Origin of the sequence: Lentzea sp. NPDC020367 (assembly GCF_044387305.1) — a bacterium.
Lineage (GTDB): Bacteria > Actinomycetota > Actinomycetes > Mycobacteriales > Pseudonocardiaceae > Lentzea.
On record NZ_JBIRVV010000002.1, the window covers coordinates 194,484 to 209,455 of the forward strand.

15 protein-coding genes are annotated in these 14,972 nt (G+C 71.1%); 7 read left to right on the forward strand and 8 right to left on the reverse strand.

Annotated elements, in window-relative coordinates:
- Window positions 1-6: 6 nt before the first annotated feature.
- The 4 genes from ACH413_RS07995 to ACH413_RS08010 all read right to left on the reverse strand — a co-directional run bounded on the left by ACH413_RS07995 (window position 7) and on the right by ACH413_RS08010 (window position 4,572).
- On the reverse strand, window positions 7-492 hold the full coding sequence (locus tag ACH413_RS07995) for a flavin reductase family protein (RefSeq protein WP_360033456.1): 486 nt from the start codon (window positions 490-492) through the stop codon (window positions 7-9).
- Window positions 489-2,630 carry a tetratricopeptide repeat protein gene (locus ACH413_RS08000; protein WP_360033453.1) on the reverse strand — a complete coding sequence of 714 codons (2,142 nt, stop codon included), beginning with the start codon at window positions 2,628-2,630 and terminating at the stop codon, window positions 489-491. The genes ACH413_RS07995 and ACH413_RS08000 overlap by 4 nt, the downstream gene beginning before the upstream one ends.
- Window positions 2,627-3,811 (reverse strand): hypothetical protein, encoded by a 1,185-nt coding sequence (locus tag ACH413_RS08005; RefSeq protein WP_360033451.1) that lies wholly within the window; start codon window positions 3,809-3,811, stop codon window positions 2,627-2,629. Before ACH413_RS08005 ends, ACH413_RS08000 begins: the two co-directional genes overlap by 4 nt.
- Window positions 3,812-4,071: 260 nt before the next feature.
- Window positions 4,072-4,572: a methylated-DNA--[protein]-cysteine S-methyltransferase gene (locus ACH413_RS08010; protein WP_360033448.1), complete on the reverse strand. Its 501-nt coding sequence runs from the start codon at window positions 4,570-4,572 to the stop codon at window positions 4,072-4,074.
- A gap of 129 nt (window positions 4,573-4,701) precedes the next feature.
- On the opposite strand from ACH413_RS08010, the gene ACH413_RS08015 reads away from it, so the two are divergent.
- The 6 genes from ACH413_RS08015 to ACH413_RS08040 all read left to right on the forward strand — a co-directional run bounded on the left by ACH413_RS08015 (window position 4,702) and on the right by ACH413_RS08040 (window position 9,493).
- Window positions 4,702-5,091, forward strand: coding sequence for a YciI family protein (locus ACH413_RS08015; RefSeq protein WP_360033445.1), 390 nt, complete (start codon window positions 4,702-4,704; stop codon window positions 5,089-5,091).
- A complete protein-coding gene (locus ACH413_RS08020; protein ID WP_360033442.1) occupies window positions 5,091-6,326 on the forward strand; it encodes a DUF6596 domain-containing protein in 1,236 nt (411 codons plus the stop codon). The genes ACH413_RS08015 and ACH413_RS08020 overlap by 1 nt, the downstream gene beginning before the upstream one ends.
- Before the next feature lie 89 nt (window positions 6,327-6,415).
- Window positions 6,416-7,453 (forward strand): DUF1996 domain-containing protein, encoded by a 1,038-nt coding sequence (locus ACH413_RS08025; RefSeq protein ID WP_360033439.1) that lies wholly within the window; start codon window positions 6,416-6,418, stop codon window positions 7,451-7,453.
- The gene (locus ACH413_RS08030) at window positions 7,453-7,971 is read left to right on the forward strand and encodes a DUF305 domain-containing protein (protein ID WP_360033436.1); all 519 of its coding nucleotides are present in this window, start codon (window positions 7,453-7,455) and stop codon (window positions 7,969-7,971) included. The genes ACH413_RS08025 and ACH413_RS08030 overlap by 1 nt, the downstream gene beginning before the upstream one ends.
- 93 nt (window positions 7,972-8,064) lie before the next feature.
- Window positions 8,065-8,634, forward strand: coding sequence for an RNA polymerase sigma factor (locus ACH413_RS08035; RefSeq protein ID WP_360033433.1), 570 nt, complete (start codon window positions 8,065-8,067; stop codon window positions 8,632-8,634).
- Complete coding sequence (locus ACH413_RS08040; protein WP_360033430.1) at window positions 8,627-9,493, forward strand: CU044_5270 family protein; 867 nt, start codon at window positions 8,627-8,629, stop codon at window positions 9,491-9,493. The genes ACH413_RS08035 and ACH413_RS08040 overlap by 8 nt, the downstream gene beginning before the upstream one ends.
- On the opposite strand, the gene ACH413_RS08045 is transcribed toward ACH413_RS08040, so the two are convergent.
- The 3 genes from ACH413_RS08045 to ACH413_RS08055 are packed head-to-tail and all read right to left on the reverse strand — an operon-like array spanning window position 9,490 to window position 11,461.
- Window positions 9,490-10,332: an alpha/beta hydrolase gene (locus tag ACH413_RS08045; protein WP_360033428.1), complete on the reverse strand. Its 843-nt coding sequence runs from the start codon at window positions 10,330-10,332 to the stop codon at window positions 9,490-9,492. The two genes, ACH413_RS08040 and ACH413_RS08045, sit on opposite strands and share 4 nt — an antisense overlap.
- 30 nt (window positions 10,333-10,362) lie before the next feature.
- Entirely contained in the window at window positions 10,363-10,899 is a 537-nt protein-coding gene (locus ACH413_RS08050; protein ID WP_360033425.1) for a peroxidase-related enzyme, read from the reverse strand.
- 34 nt (window positions 10,900-10,933) lie between these two features.
- On the reverse strand, window positions 10,934-11,461 hold the full coding sequence (locus tag ACH413_RS08055) for a redoxin domain-containing protein (RefSeq protein ID WP_360033422.1): 528 nt from the start codon (window positions 11,459-11,461) through the stop codon (window positions 10,934-10,936).
- A gap of 115 nt (window positions 11,462-11,576) precedes the next feature.
- Here ACH413_RS08055 and ACH413_RS08060 point away from each other — a divergent pair, with 115 nt between their 5' ends.
- Entirely contained in the window at window positions 11,577-12,224 is a 648-nt protein-coding gene (locus ACH413_RS08060; RefSeq protein WP_360033419.1) for a MarR family winged helix-turn-helix transcriptional regulator, read from the forward strand.
- A gap of 2 nt (window positions 12,225-12,226) precedes the next feature.
- On the opposite strand, the gene ACH413_RS08065 is transcribed toward ACH413_RS08060, so the two are convergent.
- Entirely contained in the window at window positions 12,227-14,971 is a 2,745-nt protein-coding gene (locus ACH413_RS08065) for a BTAD domain-containing putative transcriptional regulator (protein WP_360033416.1), read from the reverse strand.
- Window position 14,972: the final 1 nt, after the last annotated feature.

Genomic DNA, 14,972 nt, shown 5'->3' on the forward strand with positions numbered 1-14,972 from the left:
AACCCGTCAGGCGCGGGCCAATCGACCATATCCGCCGTCGTAGTGGACCAGCGGCAGCCGGCCGGGCGAGCCGCGCTCGACGGCCACCACCAGGCCCACGACGAGGGCGCTGCGGCCCACACGGACCCGTTCCACCGGAGCGATCCGCCAGCGGGAGAGAACCCCGTGCAGCGCGGGCAGTCCCGCGCTGTCGCGGTACCAGCGCGTCTCCGGTCCGAACTTCTCCGCACCCGGCCTGCTGAACGCGCGGGCGACGTCCTCCTGGTCGTCCGCCAGCAGGTTCACCGACACGTGCTCAGCGGTCTCGATGACCGCCCACGACGCCGACCGCGTGCTGATCGCGAACGACAGCACGGGCGGGTCGATGGACACGGGCGCGAGCGAGGTGGCGCAGAACCCCACCGGTGTGACGAGTCCGGCGGTGACGACGGCGACTCCCTTGGCGTGCTGGTGCAACGCCACGGAAAGCCCGTCCGGGACCGTGGTCGTCACGCCACACGCTCCGCGATCTGCACCGCGTGAGGCGAGGTCTCCTCGCCGTACGCCGCGAGGTGCGCTTCCCAGTCCGCACGGGCTCCGGCGTCGTCGCCGACGGCCAGCCGGCTCACGCCCCGGAAGTACAGCACGTCCGGATCGTCGGCTCCGGCGGCCAGCGCGGCGTCGAGATCCCGGACGGCCTGGCGGTGGTTTCCCAGTTCCTGCAAGGCGATCGCGCGGTTCACGCGGAGCATGCCGTCGTCCGCGAGACGGATCGCCTCGGTGAGGTCCTCGACCGCCTGGCGCGGCCGTCCCGTCGTGAACGCCAGGACCGCGCGGTTCGCCCACGCCGCCACCAGCGCCGGATCCAGCGCCAGCGCGGCGCTGTAGTCCGCCCAGGCCGCGTCGTGCTCACCGACGTCGGCGAGCAGGCTGCCGCGGGCCGAGAGCAGTCGCGCGTTGTGCGGATCCAGCACCAGGCCGTGGTCGACGTCGGCGGACGCCCGCGCCATGTCCCCGTTCGACAGCAACAGGTCCGCCCGGTTGACGAGCGAGTCGACGTGGTCCGGTTCGAGCTCCAGCGCGTAGTCCAGGTCCCGCAACGCGCCCTCGTCGTCACCGAGTTCGCGCAGCAGGTCCGCGCGGTTGTAGTGCGCCTCGTGGAAGGGCGGGCTCAGCCGGATCGCCTCGGCGTAGTCCTCCAGCGCCTCGGCGGTGCGGCCCGCGGCGCGCCGGACGGTGGCCCGGTCGAAGTAGTACTCGCCGTAGTTCGGATCCCGCCGGATCACGTCGTCGTAGTCCAGCAACGCCGCGGCGTGCTCCCCCATCGCCGCGAGCACCTGGGCCCGGTTGTGCGTGAGCACCGAGCGGTGCAGCAGCTGTTCCTCGTGCCCGAGGTGGGAGTCGGTCATCCCGATCGCCTCGTTCACCAGGTCCAGCGCGGCCTTGAGGTCGCCCCGGTGCAGCTCGACCAACGCCTTGCCGTTGCGCATGAACGCGCCGTTGAAGGTGCGCCGTTCGGGCTTGGGGTAGTTGTCGGCGAGGACGATCGAGATGTTGGACCACTCCAGCGCGAGGTCGTGGTCGAGGGTGTCCTTGGGCAGGTAGCGGGTGTGCAGCATCGCGGTCATGTAGCTGGACCGCATGTGCATCTCGGCGTCGGTGGTGTGCCGCAGTTCCCCGAGATAGCGCGCGGCCTCCTCCCCCGGTCCGAGATAGGACAGGCAGGCCGCGACCTTGGTGGTCAGGTTCCAGTACAGGTTGGGCTGCTTCTCGGCCGAGACCAGCTCCCGTCCGCGCAGCGCCAGGTCCATCGAGGCGTGGTAGTACCCCAGTTCCAGACACCGGGTCGTGGCCGCCAGCAGTGCCTCGCCGCCCGCGACCGCCGGGTCCGTCCCGCGTTCCAGGTGGAACGGGAGGGCGCCCAGCTCGAAGCTCGGTTCTCCCCGCGCCGCAACGACTTCCGCCCGTTCGCTGTGCCGGCGGGCACGTTCGTCCGGCGCCAGTTCGTCGTACGCGCGCAGGACGGCCTCGTCGTCGAGGACGCCGTCCGAGTCGATGTACAGCTGCGCCAGGTCGTCCCCCACCACGGGCTTGCGGGCGCGGCGGGCCCCGGTTCGGGTGTACTTGCCCAACGCGTCGGCGAGCGCCGTGTCGTCACCGGGATCGTCGAGTTCGACGACGACGGTCAGCCGCCGGGGATCGCAGCGGCGCAACAGGACCCGCAGCAGTTCGCGGTCGGTGGCATCGGCCTGCGCGACGTGCGTGAACGCGACGACCACACCGTCCGGGTGCAGCACTCTCGCCCAGTCCATCAGCAGTTCCGCGATGCCGTGCACCAGACGTTCGGTGCGACCGGCGGAGTAGAACCGGGTGCGTTCCCGCGGTTCGGCCGCCTCGGTGAGCGTCTTCTCCGGCAACGGCAGCACAGCCGCGAGCTCCGGTGCGATCGCCACGATGTTCGTGGTGCGCGGGAGCACCAGATCAGCGTTGTGCGCCAACAGCTCCGGCACGATCTGCCGCAACAGCGCGCCTGCACCGGTGTACGGCCCGCGCGATCGGCGGTGGCACATCGCCTCGACGTGCGGCGCGGGCGCCAGGGGCAGCGTGTCCGAGGTGACCGCCCAGCTGTGCCAGGCCTGCGGTGATGTCATGCGAGCGCTCCTTGCTCGACTCTGGTGCGGTTCCGGGCGCGCCGGTCCCGCACGGTGACGTAGATCAGCAGACCCAGCTGTGCGACGGCCATGCTGAGGAAGATCAACGTGTCGATCACTTCCGAGGTCGGCGTGTCCGGTGCGGTGACCCGGTCGAACACCGTCGACCAGAACCGCCACACCGTCGGGATTCCGGCCCAGGCGAGGCTGCCCAGCGAGAACCCGTACCCGAGCACCAGCAGCGGCGCGTACCAGCGCGCCACCACGAGATCCCGGTCCGTCCACTCGGCCTCCGGCACCGGAGCGGACCGCCCCAGCCACCGCCGCACCCGCGACCGGATGAGGAACCGGGTGGCGTTCTGCAGGTCCGCGCACCGCAACGCCGTCGCGATCACGTGGTACAGATCGGTTTCCAGGTAGAACATGAACTGCCACACCAGGCGCAGCAACGTGCTGAACGAGATCGCGAGCAGCATCCCCGGCACCCACGCGGGCACCGCCTGACCCATCAGCCAGCCGGCCGTCAGCGTCAGCACGGACACCAGAATCGCGTCCAGCAGCATCCCCGCCAGGAACGGCAGATAACGCTGCCGGCGCGGCACGCTGAGCAACGCGTCCAGCCGGGTCTCCGCGACCAGGTAGTACAGGCGGCGGCCGATGCCCAGCGTCGACGGCAGCCCGAGCCGTCGGCCCGCCAGCACGTGGAACCACTCGTGCAGCAGCACCAGCGGGATCTGCGTGAAGGTCAGCACGATCGGGATCAGCGAGATGTGGTCGGTGAAGAAGAAGACCTCGTAGGACGGCCGCAGCGACGGGACGCGGACCATCGCCACGACCGCGCCCACCATCAGCGCGACGTACAGGCACCAGGCCGGCCACGAGAACGCCCACCGTCCCGCGCGCTGCCACCGCACCGGTTTCGCGACCGGCGCGTCCGCGTCCTCGGCCACCAGGAAGCCCAGTTCGTCGAGCACCTCGAAGAAGTCGTCGAAGTCGAGCGGAGTGCCGCATTCGCGTTCGTACCAGGCGGCGACCTCGTCGACCGGCTTCCCGGCTTCCAGCAGCCGCAGCGTCTCCGCTCCCTCCTCGGGGAACAGCGCGTACGAACCGGTGTCCGGGCGGCCGACCATGACACCGTCGCGTTCCGCCACCATCGTGAGCCGGTGCAGGCGAACGGACATGCGGCACACCTTTCTGACGAAGAGATGGATAGGGCCGGGGCTGGACGCGCCATCCGCAGGCCAGCCCCGGCCCACGTCACGCGATCAGCTGGCCGAGCACGGGCAGTAGTAGCTCGGGCTTGTCAGGCGGATCGTCCCGGCCTTGCGAATCGACATCTTCTGCATGGTTCCTCCTCTGGTTCGGACAACACCGAGGACGGTGCCAGGGGCCGTCGACAGTCCACCGACAGTCCGGCGACGATCGGCGGACAAGGCCGCGCTCAGAACAGGCGGCCGTCCTCTTCCGGCGAAGGCCCTTCGAGCTCCAGGAGAAACCGCTTGCGGTCGAGCCCGCCCGCGTAGCCGGTCAGGCGCCCCTGCGAACCCACGACCCGGTGGCACGGAACGATGATGCTGATCGGGTTCCACCCGTTGGCGTTGCCGACCGCCTGAGCGGCCGCGGGTACGCCGAGTTCCGCGGCCAGCTGCCCGTACGTGCGCGTCTCGCCGTGAGGAATCGACATCAGCAACGCCCACACGCTTTTCTCGAACGCCGAACCGCGCGGCGCCAGTTCCAGTTCGAAACCGCGCCGCTTCCCGTCGAAGTACTCGTCGAGCTGGCGACGCACCTCCTCGAAGCCCGTGCTGGTGCGTGGGCCGAGGCTGTCCAGGCGCGGAGTGCGCAGGTGGCCGTCGAAGTAGAGGCCGAGCAACGCCGTGCCCTCGCCGACCAGCGTCAGCTCGCCGATCGGTGAGTCGACGACGGTGTGGTGAACGTCCATCCCCGGATTCTCCGGTGGTGCTTCCGACAGGTGCGGGGAAGGCATGTAGACCTGGCGGGCGCGGCTCCGACGTCTCGGGTGAGGATGGGTCGTCCGGACGCGTCCACGACATCGCACCAGGAGCCGACGGTGAAGTACGTGATCATGATTCACTCGAACCCGCAGCCGTGGGGGCACCCGACCCCGGAGTACCTGCCGCAGTACCAGGACATGCCGCGGGAGCAGCGGGATCGGATCAACTCCGAGTTCGAGCAGATGCTCGGCGAGCTGCAGGAGAGCGGCGAGCTGCTCTCGGGGGAAGCGCTGGGCGCGCCCGAGTCGTCGCGGCTCTACCGCTGGGACGACGGGAAGCCGCTGGTCACCGACGGCCCCTACTCGGAGGCCAAGGAACACCTCGCCGGGTTCTTCCTGATCGACGTGGACAGCCAGGCCCGCGCCGAGGAGATCACCGCGCGCTTCGCGGGCCCCGGCGAGACCGTCGAGCTGCGGCCTGCCATGTGGCCCGGCGGTGACGCCTGATGGACTCGCGGGTGGTGGAGGACGTGTGGCGGCGCGAGTCGTCCCACGTCCTCGCCGCCCTGCTGCGCAGATACGGCGACCTGGGTGACTGCGAGGACGCGGCGCAGGAGGCGGCCGAGGCGGCGGCGTCGCAGTGGGAACGCGACGGCGTGCCGGACAACCCCCGCGGCTGGCTCATCCGGGTCGCCTCTCGGCGGATGATCGACCGGGTGCGCGCCGACAGCGCTCGGGCCGGGCGGGAACAGGCCGTGGCCGCGGCACGGCCCAGCGACGCCGACCTCGCGCCGTCGGCCGACCACGGGCAGCACGGCGACGACACGTTGCAGCTGTTCCTCCTGTGCTGCCACCCCAGCCTGAGCCGGTCCTCGCAGGTCGCCCTGACCCTGCACGCCGTCGCCGGCCTGAGCACGGCCCAGATCGCCGCCGCCTACCTGGTGCCGGAGCGCACGATGACGCAGCGCCTGACCAGGGCGCGGTCCACGTTGCGGGCGGCGGGTGCGGTGTTCGGGCGGCCGGCCGAGGCGGAGGTACCCGCACGGATCGCCGCGGTGCTCGACGTCTGCCACCTCATGTTCACCGAGGGGCACACCCGTTCCACCGGGGACGCGCTGGTGGACTCGACCCTGGCGGAGGAGGCCATCCGCCTGACCCGGCACCTGCACGCGGCGATCCCCGACCACGACGAGGTCGCGGGCGCCCTGGCCCTGATGCTGCTCACCCACGCCCGCGCGAGTGCCCGGACCTCCGGTGGCGACCTGGTGCCGCTGGCCGAACAGGACCGTTCGCGGTGGGACCAGCCGCGCATCGCGGAAGGAGTGCGCATCCTGGAGCGCGTGCTGCCCCGCGGGCACGTCGGCAGGTTCCAGCTCCAGGCCGCGGTCGCCGCCGTGCACGCGGAGGCCGTCACCTGGGAGAGCACCGACTGGCGGCAGATCAGCCTGCTCTACGGCATGCTCGCCAGGGTGGCCCCCAGCCCGATCGTGACGCTCAACCAGGCGGTCGCGGTCGGGATGGCATTCGGCCCGCGGGACGGCCTGGCCCTCGTCGACCCGCTGCTCGACGACCCGGCGATGCGACGGCACCACCGCACCCACGCCGTGCGCGCCCATCTGCAGGAACTGGCCGGCGACCCGGCGGGAGCGCTCGACAGCTACCGCCAGGCCGCCCGGCTCACCACGAGCCTGCCGGAGCAGCGTTATCTCAACGCCCGGATCCGCCGCCTGGAGCAGGCCTGATCCACTGGGGCGAATTTTTCTGTTATCGGCGGGCGGGCGGGACATCTCCTGGTCAGAAGATCCCCTGAACCCTGCCGAAAGGTTTCTCGATGCCCCACGTCCTCACCTCACGACTGCGGCGGCGCGTGTGGATCGCCGCCCTCGCCGTGGCAGGCGTCGCGGCGTCCGCGGTGACCGCGAACGCGATGTTCTTCACCCCGCCCGCGCCACCCAAGGCGAGTCCGACCTCCTCGGCCACGACCGTGACGACCATGTCGGCTCAGGCCGCGGGCACCCCGACGCAGGCCGGCACGCCCACGCAGGCGGCCGAGACGACGAAGGCCGCCGCGGTCGCCCCGGTGAAGCCGCAGGAGCCGATCCCGCCGAACGCGGTGCGCGTCGCGGAGTTCGTCGCCGAGTGCCCGTTCACGCACCGGCTGCCGGACGACCCGATCGTCCTGCCGAATCTGCCCGGCGCCTCGCACATGCACAGCTTCTTCGGCAACGACTCGACCAACGCCCGCTCGGACGTGACGAGCCTGGGCAAGGGCGCCAGCACGTGCAACCCGAAGGTCGACCTCTCGTCGTACTGGGTGCCGACGCTGCTGGTCGACGGCCAGCCCGTCGAGCCGACCGGCACGACGTTCTACTACCTCGGCGAGGGCGTGCGCGACGACGTGACCGCGCGCATCCAGCCGTTGCCGCACGGACTGCGCATCGTCGCGGGCAACGCCAAGGCCACCGCGCCGGACAACACCACGATGTCACGCTGGTCGTGCCTGCACGCCGGGCACGTCGGGGCGTCCAAGGACTTCGTGAACTGCCCGGCCGGCACCATGATCGAGTCCTATTTGGACTTCCCGCAGTGCTGGAACGGCAAGGACCTCGACTCCGCGGACCACAAGAGCCACATGTCCTATCCGGTCAACGGCGACTGCCCGGCCACGCACCCCGTGCCCGTGCCGAAGCTGCGCCAGGTGCTGCGATACCCGGTGAGCGGCGACCCGGCGCGGTTCAAGCTGTCGTCCGGTCCGGGCTTCACGATGCACGGCGACTTCTTCAACGTCTGGCCGGAAGCCGAGATGGCGCAGCGCGTGCGCGACTGCATCAACCGGATCGTCAAGTGCGGACCGGACGGCCGCCCCTAGTGCGGGTCCTCCTCCTCGCGGCGCTCCTGCTGGTGACGGGGTGCGGCACACCGATCGACACTCCTCCGTCCGACCTCAGCGCCACCGATCTGGCGTTCGTGGACCTGGTGATCCCCCAGAACGAGTCCGCGCTCGCCGCGCTCGCCCTGGCGAACCGGCCCGGTTCCGCGCTGCGCCCGGTGGCCGCTCAGGTGGAGGACCGCTATCGGGCCGAACTGGCCCAGGTCCGGGAGCTGCTCGCCAGGACCGGCCGGCAGGAGAGCGACCAGCACGAGGGCCACGACATGCCCGGCATGATCACGGCCGCCGAGCTGACCGCCGTCGGGTTCGCCGAGGGAACCGCCTTCGACCAGCAGCTGAAGGTGTTGCTGCGCGCCCAGTTCGAGGAGGCACGCACCGTCGCCCGCGCGGAGCTGTCGTCGGGCACGAGCAAACCGGTGCTGGAGCTGGGTGCCCGGATCGACAGCACGCGAGCGGAGTTCCTCGCGCTTCTGGGAGACGCCCCGAAGTCGCCGTGACCTGTGGTTTGATCTGCTGAACGCCTCGACCGTGAACCCGGTCGGGGCGTTCTGCCGATAACAGGGCGAAGACCCTTCGCTCGAAAGGCCACCATGACAGCAACCGACGCGGAGCTCATCGAGGCGTCGCTGCGCGTGACGGAGAAGTTCGCGGTCATCTTCGACCGGCACGCACCGCACATCCAGCGCTATCTCGCCCGGCGCCTCGGTCAGCAGGTCGCCGACGACCTGCTCGCCGAGACGTTCCTCGTGGCGTTCTCGAAACGGGGGCGCTACGACTCCTCCCGCCCGGACGCCCGGCCGTGGTTGTACGGCATCGCCACCAACCTGGTCGGTCAGCACCGGCGCGAGGAGGTGCGCCGGTACCGGATGCCCGCGACCGTGCCCGACGTGGACGACCACGCCGACCGGGTGGCCGCGGACGTCACCGCGCAGGCCATGCGGTCGATGCTCACCGGCGCGCTGGGGGCGTTGTCCGTCGAGGACAGGGACGTGCTGCTGCTGGTCGCCTGGGAACAGCTCAGCTATCTCGAGGTCGCCGACGCGCTGGCGATCCCGGTGGGCACGGTGCGGTCGAGGCTGAACCGCGCCCGCCGCAAGGTCCGGACGGCGTTGGGAACCGACAACCACACCGAGGTCGAGGAGCTGCTCAACAATGGATGACCTTCAGCTCGTCCGGGAACTGGACGAGACCCCGCTCAAGTCCGCCGACCAGCTGGCAGCCGCCCGCGCGCAGTTCGTGGCGGGCATGAAAGCACCCCGGCGCGGTCGTGCCGGGATCATCGCCGTCGCCACGATCGCCGTGGCGGCAGCGGCCGCCGGCGTGGCGCTGGTGCTGCCGTCCGGCTCCCCCGAACCGGCCCACCACGACACCGCGGCCCCGGTGGTGGACTCCGCCGTGCAACTGCTGAACCACGCCGCCGCGGCAGCCCGTTCGAAGCCCGACGTGGTGCCACGACCCGACCAGTTCTACTACGTGCGCACCGGCGGGCGGGAGGACTGGTTCTCCGTCGACGGCACCCGGGACGGCCAGATCATCCAGGCCGGGGGCGCCCCGCCGATCCCCGTGCCCGGCTGCGCCGGCGGCCGCAGGAAGGTGCTCGACAAGTACGACCAGCCGACGGGCGCCGTCGAGGAGTGCACGCCGGACCGCTCGTACCGGGACGACCTGCCCACCACGGCCGACGAGATGCTGAAGGTCCTGCAGGGCAACAACAAGGGCCAGTCGGTCAACGCGTACGGCAAGGACGTGCTGGGCCTGGTCATCAACTCGTACCTGCCGGGTCCGCAGCGGGCCGCGCTGTTCGAGGCGGCGACCCGCGTGCCGGGGCTGACGGTCGTGGAGAACGTCTCGTCCGGCCGTCCCGGGGTCGGGATCAGCTGGCCGGTGCCGGAAGGCTCGGCGCCGTGGGCCGAGCCGGTGGTGATGGTGTTCGACAAGGACACCTACGAGTACCTCGGCACGAAGAACAGGCCGCAGGACGCGTCCGGGTTCGTCGACCAGGTGGGCGACCGCGTCTAGCTCAAGTCGTTCAACGCCGCGACGGTGTGCTCGACGATCCGGTCCTGTGCCTCGGCACGGGACCGGGTCGGCACACCGTCGCCCGGTTGGTCGCCGTAGTCGCCGAAGTACGCGTGGACGGCACCGGCCACGACCTCGAAGTGCGTGCCCGCGGGCAACAGCTTCCGCGACTCGGCGACGTCCTGCGGTGTGGTGAAACCGTCGCGTTCGCCCGAGATGGACCAGGCGGTGAGGTTCTCGCGGGTGGAGAGGTCGTCGACCGGATAGGACGCCCACAACACGAGCCCGCGCACGGATCCATCGGCGAGAACGTCCTGGGCGGCCGCGACGCCACCGAGAGAGTGGCCACCGACCGCCCAGACCGGGACGTCGGGATGGTTCCTCCGCACCTGCGCGGTGTCTCCGCCGAGCAGCGCGATTCCCACCGGCTCCTTCACCACCACGACGAGAAACCCTTCTGCCGCAACGCGTCGCAGGAGCGGGAAGTACGCGCGGTGGTCGACCCTGGCGCCGGGGTGGAAGACCAGCCCGGCGCGCACCGGACCATCAGGGCGCAGCACCGCCGTGGTGGCGGTGTTCTCCGCCATGACGATCGTCGTCGCGCCGAACGGCTGCAGGTACACCGTGGGAGCGACGAGCAGAACGGCGACCACGACGGCGAGCCACGCGGGGACTCGCCGCCACAACGCCATCGCGATCCCCACCGCCACCACCACGGCGAGCAGCACCAGGTGGACCGGATGTCCGCTGCTCAAAGGACCCCAGCCGAGCAGGAGCAGCACCGGCGGAACAACGATGCAGGCGGCCACGGCACACCGTCGCGCCCATGTTCGGATCATCGGACGGACGATACCGAGCGCCTGGGTTTCTCAGCTCAGAGCCACGCGGGTGAAGTCGACGGGCACGTCGAGCGCGACGTTGATGTAGTTGGTGAACACGTTCAGCGCGACGTGCGCGACCGTCTCGACGATCTCCTCCTGGCTCAGGCCCGCGTCCCGCGCGGCCTGGACGTCGGAGTCGGCGATCTGGCCGCGGTTCTCGACGAGGGCGGTGGCGAGCGTGAGGACGGCGGCGGTGCGCGGGTCGTCCGACTTGCCGCTCTGGGCGTTTCTCATCTCCGCCGCGGTGACGCCTGCCTTCCTGCCGAGCATGGTGTGCGCGGAAAGGCAGTAGTCGCACCGGTTCTGGTCGGCCACGGCCACGGCGATCTGCTCGCCGATCTTCGCTCCGAGCGTGCCGCCGCCCAGCGCGCCGAACTGCGCCCACATGCTGCGCAGCGCGGCGGGTGAGTTCGCCACGGCCTTGAACATGTTCGGCACCAGGCCGAAGGCGCCCTTGATCTGCGCCAGGGTCTCCGCGCGCTCGTCGGTGATCTGGTCGGGGTCGGTGAGGTCGATGCGGGACATGGTGGTTCTCCTTCTGGTGATGGGGTGGGGCGGATCAGGTGCAGGTGCCGTCGATCGCGCAGACGGCCGGTGGCACGGCGCCGTCGAGCAGCCGCGTCACGGCCGAGGCCAGCGTCATGTCGTCGAGCGGGCCGAGTTTCTGGGCGCGCAGCATGCCGTCGCGGTCGATGAGCACCGTGGTGGGCGTGCCCTGCATGCGGTAGCGGCTGAACGTGACCGGCGCCGGGTGCGCGCTGCGCAGGGCGTCCACACCGACCGGGAAGGTGATCCGGTACTCGTGCAGGAACGCCTTGAGGCTCGCCGGGGTCATCGCCGCGTGGTGTTCGAACACGGTGTGCAGACCGATGACGGCGAGGTCGTCGCCGAACGTCCTGGCCAGGCGCGCGGCCTGCGGGAGGGCGTGCGACACGCAGCTCGGGCACAGCATCTGGAACGCCTCGAGCACGACCACGCGGCCGTGCAGGCGGGCCAGGTTCAGCGGTTCGCTGTTGAACCATTCGCTTGTCTCCCAGGGCATCGCGGGAGTCGCGAGTCCGTTCGACGTGGGCAGGAGGAGGCTCATGCCCACCACCTTGTCACAAACTAGGTAGGACTCCTACCTACTTCTGCGTGATCCAGGTCTCACCCCGAGCGGCACGTACCATCGCCGGGGACGTTCTACTGGCGAGGCGGATCGCATGACTGACACCGACGGCACGGCCGGGCTCGACCGGCGGCTGGCCGACGCGCTCGAGCGGCTCGGGCACGGCATGCGGTCACTCGCGCAGCGCACGGCACGCGAGCACGGCCTGTCGCCGCTGCAGCAGCAAGCCGTGCTGGCGCTGGCCCAGCACCCGCAGACCCGCCGTGAGGTGGCCGCGCTCGCCGCCGAGTTCGACGTCACCACGCCGACCATGTCCGACGCCGTGACCGCGTTGGAGCGCAAGGAACTCGTGACGCGCTCGCCCGGCGCGGACGGCCGCCGCCGATCGCTGGCGCTGACCGGCACCGGCCAGGAGGTGGCCCGTGGTCTGTCCTCTTGGGACGATCCGCTGACGGACGCCCTCGCCGGAGTTCCCGAGGCCGACCGCGCCACCACGTTGCACACCCTCCTGCGGGTGATCGCGGACCTGCAACGCGCGGGCGTGGTGAGCGTGACGCGCATGTGCACGACGTGCCGCTTCTTCGGCCGCGACGAACACCCCGACCCGGCCGTGCCCCACCACTGCCACCTGCTGCGCACCCCGTTGCCGCTCACGGACCTGCGCACGGACTGCCCGGAGCACGAACCGGAGCCGTCCGATGCCCCGGCGGCCCGGCGGAAGCAGCGCACCTCCGCTCGGTGAGGTCAGCCGCGCGCCAGCAACCGCCGGATGCGGCCGGCGTCCTCGGCTCGATGTTGTGCCTCGCACAGGTCGAGGGCCTGCCGCCACGCCGCCGCGGCCCTGTCGTGGTGACCGAGCGCGTGATGGGTGTGGCCGACGCGTTCCAGCGTCGCGACCTCGTGGTGGTCGTACCCGAGGTCGCGGAGCAGGCCCAGCGCCAACTCGTAGAGGTCGAGCGCCTCGGCGTGGTGGCCGGTGTGGTGGGCGATGTAGCCGAGACTGTCCACTGTGGTCGCTTCCAGCTCGCGTTCGCCGTGCCGGCGAGCCATGACCAGTGCGGCCTCGCAGTGGGCGCGGGCCTGGTCGTAGAGCCCCAGCCGGGCCTGGTGCCAGCCCACCTGGGTGTATCCCCAGGCCTCCCAGACCGTCATGCCGAGGTCCTGGAACAGGCGCAGCGCGGGGGTCGCGTGGTCCAGCGCTCGCCGGTCGTCGTCCAGGTCCTCCCAGATGGAGGCGATGAGGTGGTGGGCGTGGGCCTGGCCGGGGAGGTCGCCCGCCTGCTCGCTGATCCGGAGCGCGTCGCCCAGGTGCCGCAGGGCTTCTGACTGCCGGCCCAGACCGCTGCACGCGTCGCCGAGGTGTCTTCTGGCTTGAGCCTGGGCGGCCCTGTCGCCGGTGTGGTCCGCGGCGGCCACGCCGGCCCGCCACACGACGACGGCGTCGTGGTAGTCGCCCCGTCTTCGGAAGTACGTGTTCAAGGTCCAGCCCAGGTGCCACACCTGGTCGTGCAGGCCTTGCCCGGCGGCGAGTTCCTGCACTGCCAGCAGGTTCGGGAACTCGGCGGTCAACCACTCGGTCGCCGCCGTCTCGTTCTCGAACCCGAGCAGGACGCACCCCGGTGCGGGCACCCCGATCGCGAGTGGTTCGCCGAGCGGATCCAGCACCCGCTCGGCGGCGAACGCGGTGTGCACGTAGAAGTCGACCACCCTTCGCAGCGCGGCGGGGTCGTGGTGGGCGCGTTCGCTCGCGTACAACCGGACGAGGTCGTGCATCCGGTAGCGGCCGGGGGCGTGCTGACCGACCAGGTTCGCCTGCTCCAGTTGCCGCAGACAGGCGCGGACTCGGGCGACGGGCAGCGCGGTGAGGCTCGCGGCGGCGGGCAGGCCGATGTCCGTGCCGGGTGCGAGACCGAGGGCGCCGAACACGGTGGCCGCCTCGGTGGGCAAAGCGTTGCAGGACCAGGAGAACACGGCTCGGAGACTCACCAGGTCCTCACCGGCGTCCAGGGCGTCCAGCAGGTCGTTCTGCTCGCGCAGCTCGTCCGCCAGCACGGACAACGGGAAGCCGGGATGCGTGCCGGCACGGGCGGCCACGATGCTGATCGCCAGCGGCAGGCCCGCGCAGCAGGCCAGGAGCGCTTCTGCCACAACGGGTTCGGCGGCGAGCCGGTCCTCACCCAGGTGCGTCGCCAGCAGCCGGCGTGCTTCCTCGTCGCTCAGCCGGTCCAGGTTCAGCGCACGCGCGCCGTGCGCGGCGACGAGACCGGTGAGCTGACGGCGACTGGTGACCAGGACGCAGGCAGGGCCGCCGGGCAGCAGCGGCACCACCTGGGCGGTGTCGGCCGCGTTGTCCAGGAACACCAGCATCTTCCTGCCCGCGACCAGGCTGCGGTACAGCCCGGCCTGCGCGTCCGCGTCGGCGGGAACGGCGGACGGGGCGACACCGAGGGCGTCGAGGAAGCCGCGAACCGCGGTCGCCGCGGACATCGGCTGCCCGCCGGGATCGAAGCCGCGCAGGTTGACGTACAGCTGGCCGTCGGGGAACCGGTCGAGGTGCTGGTGCGCCCACTGCGCCGCCAGCCAGGTCTTGCCCATGCCGCCCAGCCCGCCGATGGCCGAGATCACCACGGCGTCGTCGTCGCCGAGCGCGGCGTCGAGGTCGGCCAGTTCGCCGCTGCGGCCGGTGAACCGGCGCGGCCGGGCCGGAAGCTGGTGCGGCACCACGGTTGTGTGCGGCCGGACGAGTGCCGTCAGCGCGGGGTCGGTGGCGAGGATCCGTTCGTGCAACTGCCGCAACGGCGGGCTGGGATCGGTGCCGAGTTCCTCCGCCAACCGCTTGCGCACCTCCTGGTAGTGCTCCAGGGCGTCGGCAGGGCGACCGCAGTTGTACAGCGCGAGCATGAGCTGGCCGGCCAGGCGTTCGTCCAACGGGTTGCCGGCCGCCCATGACGACAGGTCGGGCAGCAGTGCCGCGTGCAGACCGAGGCGGAGCTGGATGTCGACGAGCTCGAGCCGAACGGCGTGCCGGTGCTGGATCAGCGTGGCGCGCAGGGAGTCGAGCCAGGCGGTGTCCAGCCCCGCGAACGGTTCTCCTCCCCACAACCTCAGCGCCTCCTCCAGCAACGCGGCGGCCCGGCCGTCGTCACCAGCGGCGCGGCCGCCTTCCACAAGACGACGAAACCGGTGCAGGTCAACGTTGTCAGGATCCACGGTGAGCTGATAGCCGGTCGATCGGCGGGTGATCGTCACGCCCGCGGGCGTCAACACACCGCGCAGCATGGTCATGCTGTGCTGAACGGCCGCACGCGGTTTGCGGGGCAGAGGCCGATCGCTCCAGACCCGGTCCACCAACTGGTCGACCGACACGACCTGGTTCGCCTCGACCAGAAGTACTGCCAGCACAGCACGAAGCTGCGCGTAGCCGATCGCGATCGGACTACCGTGCACCCGCGCCTCGACGTCGCCGAGCAGCCGGAACCGCACAGTCATC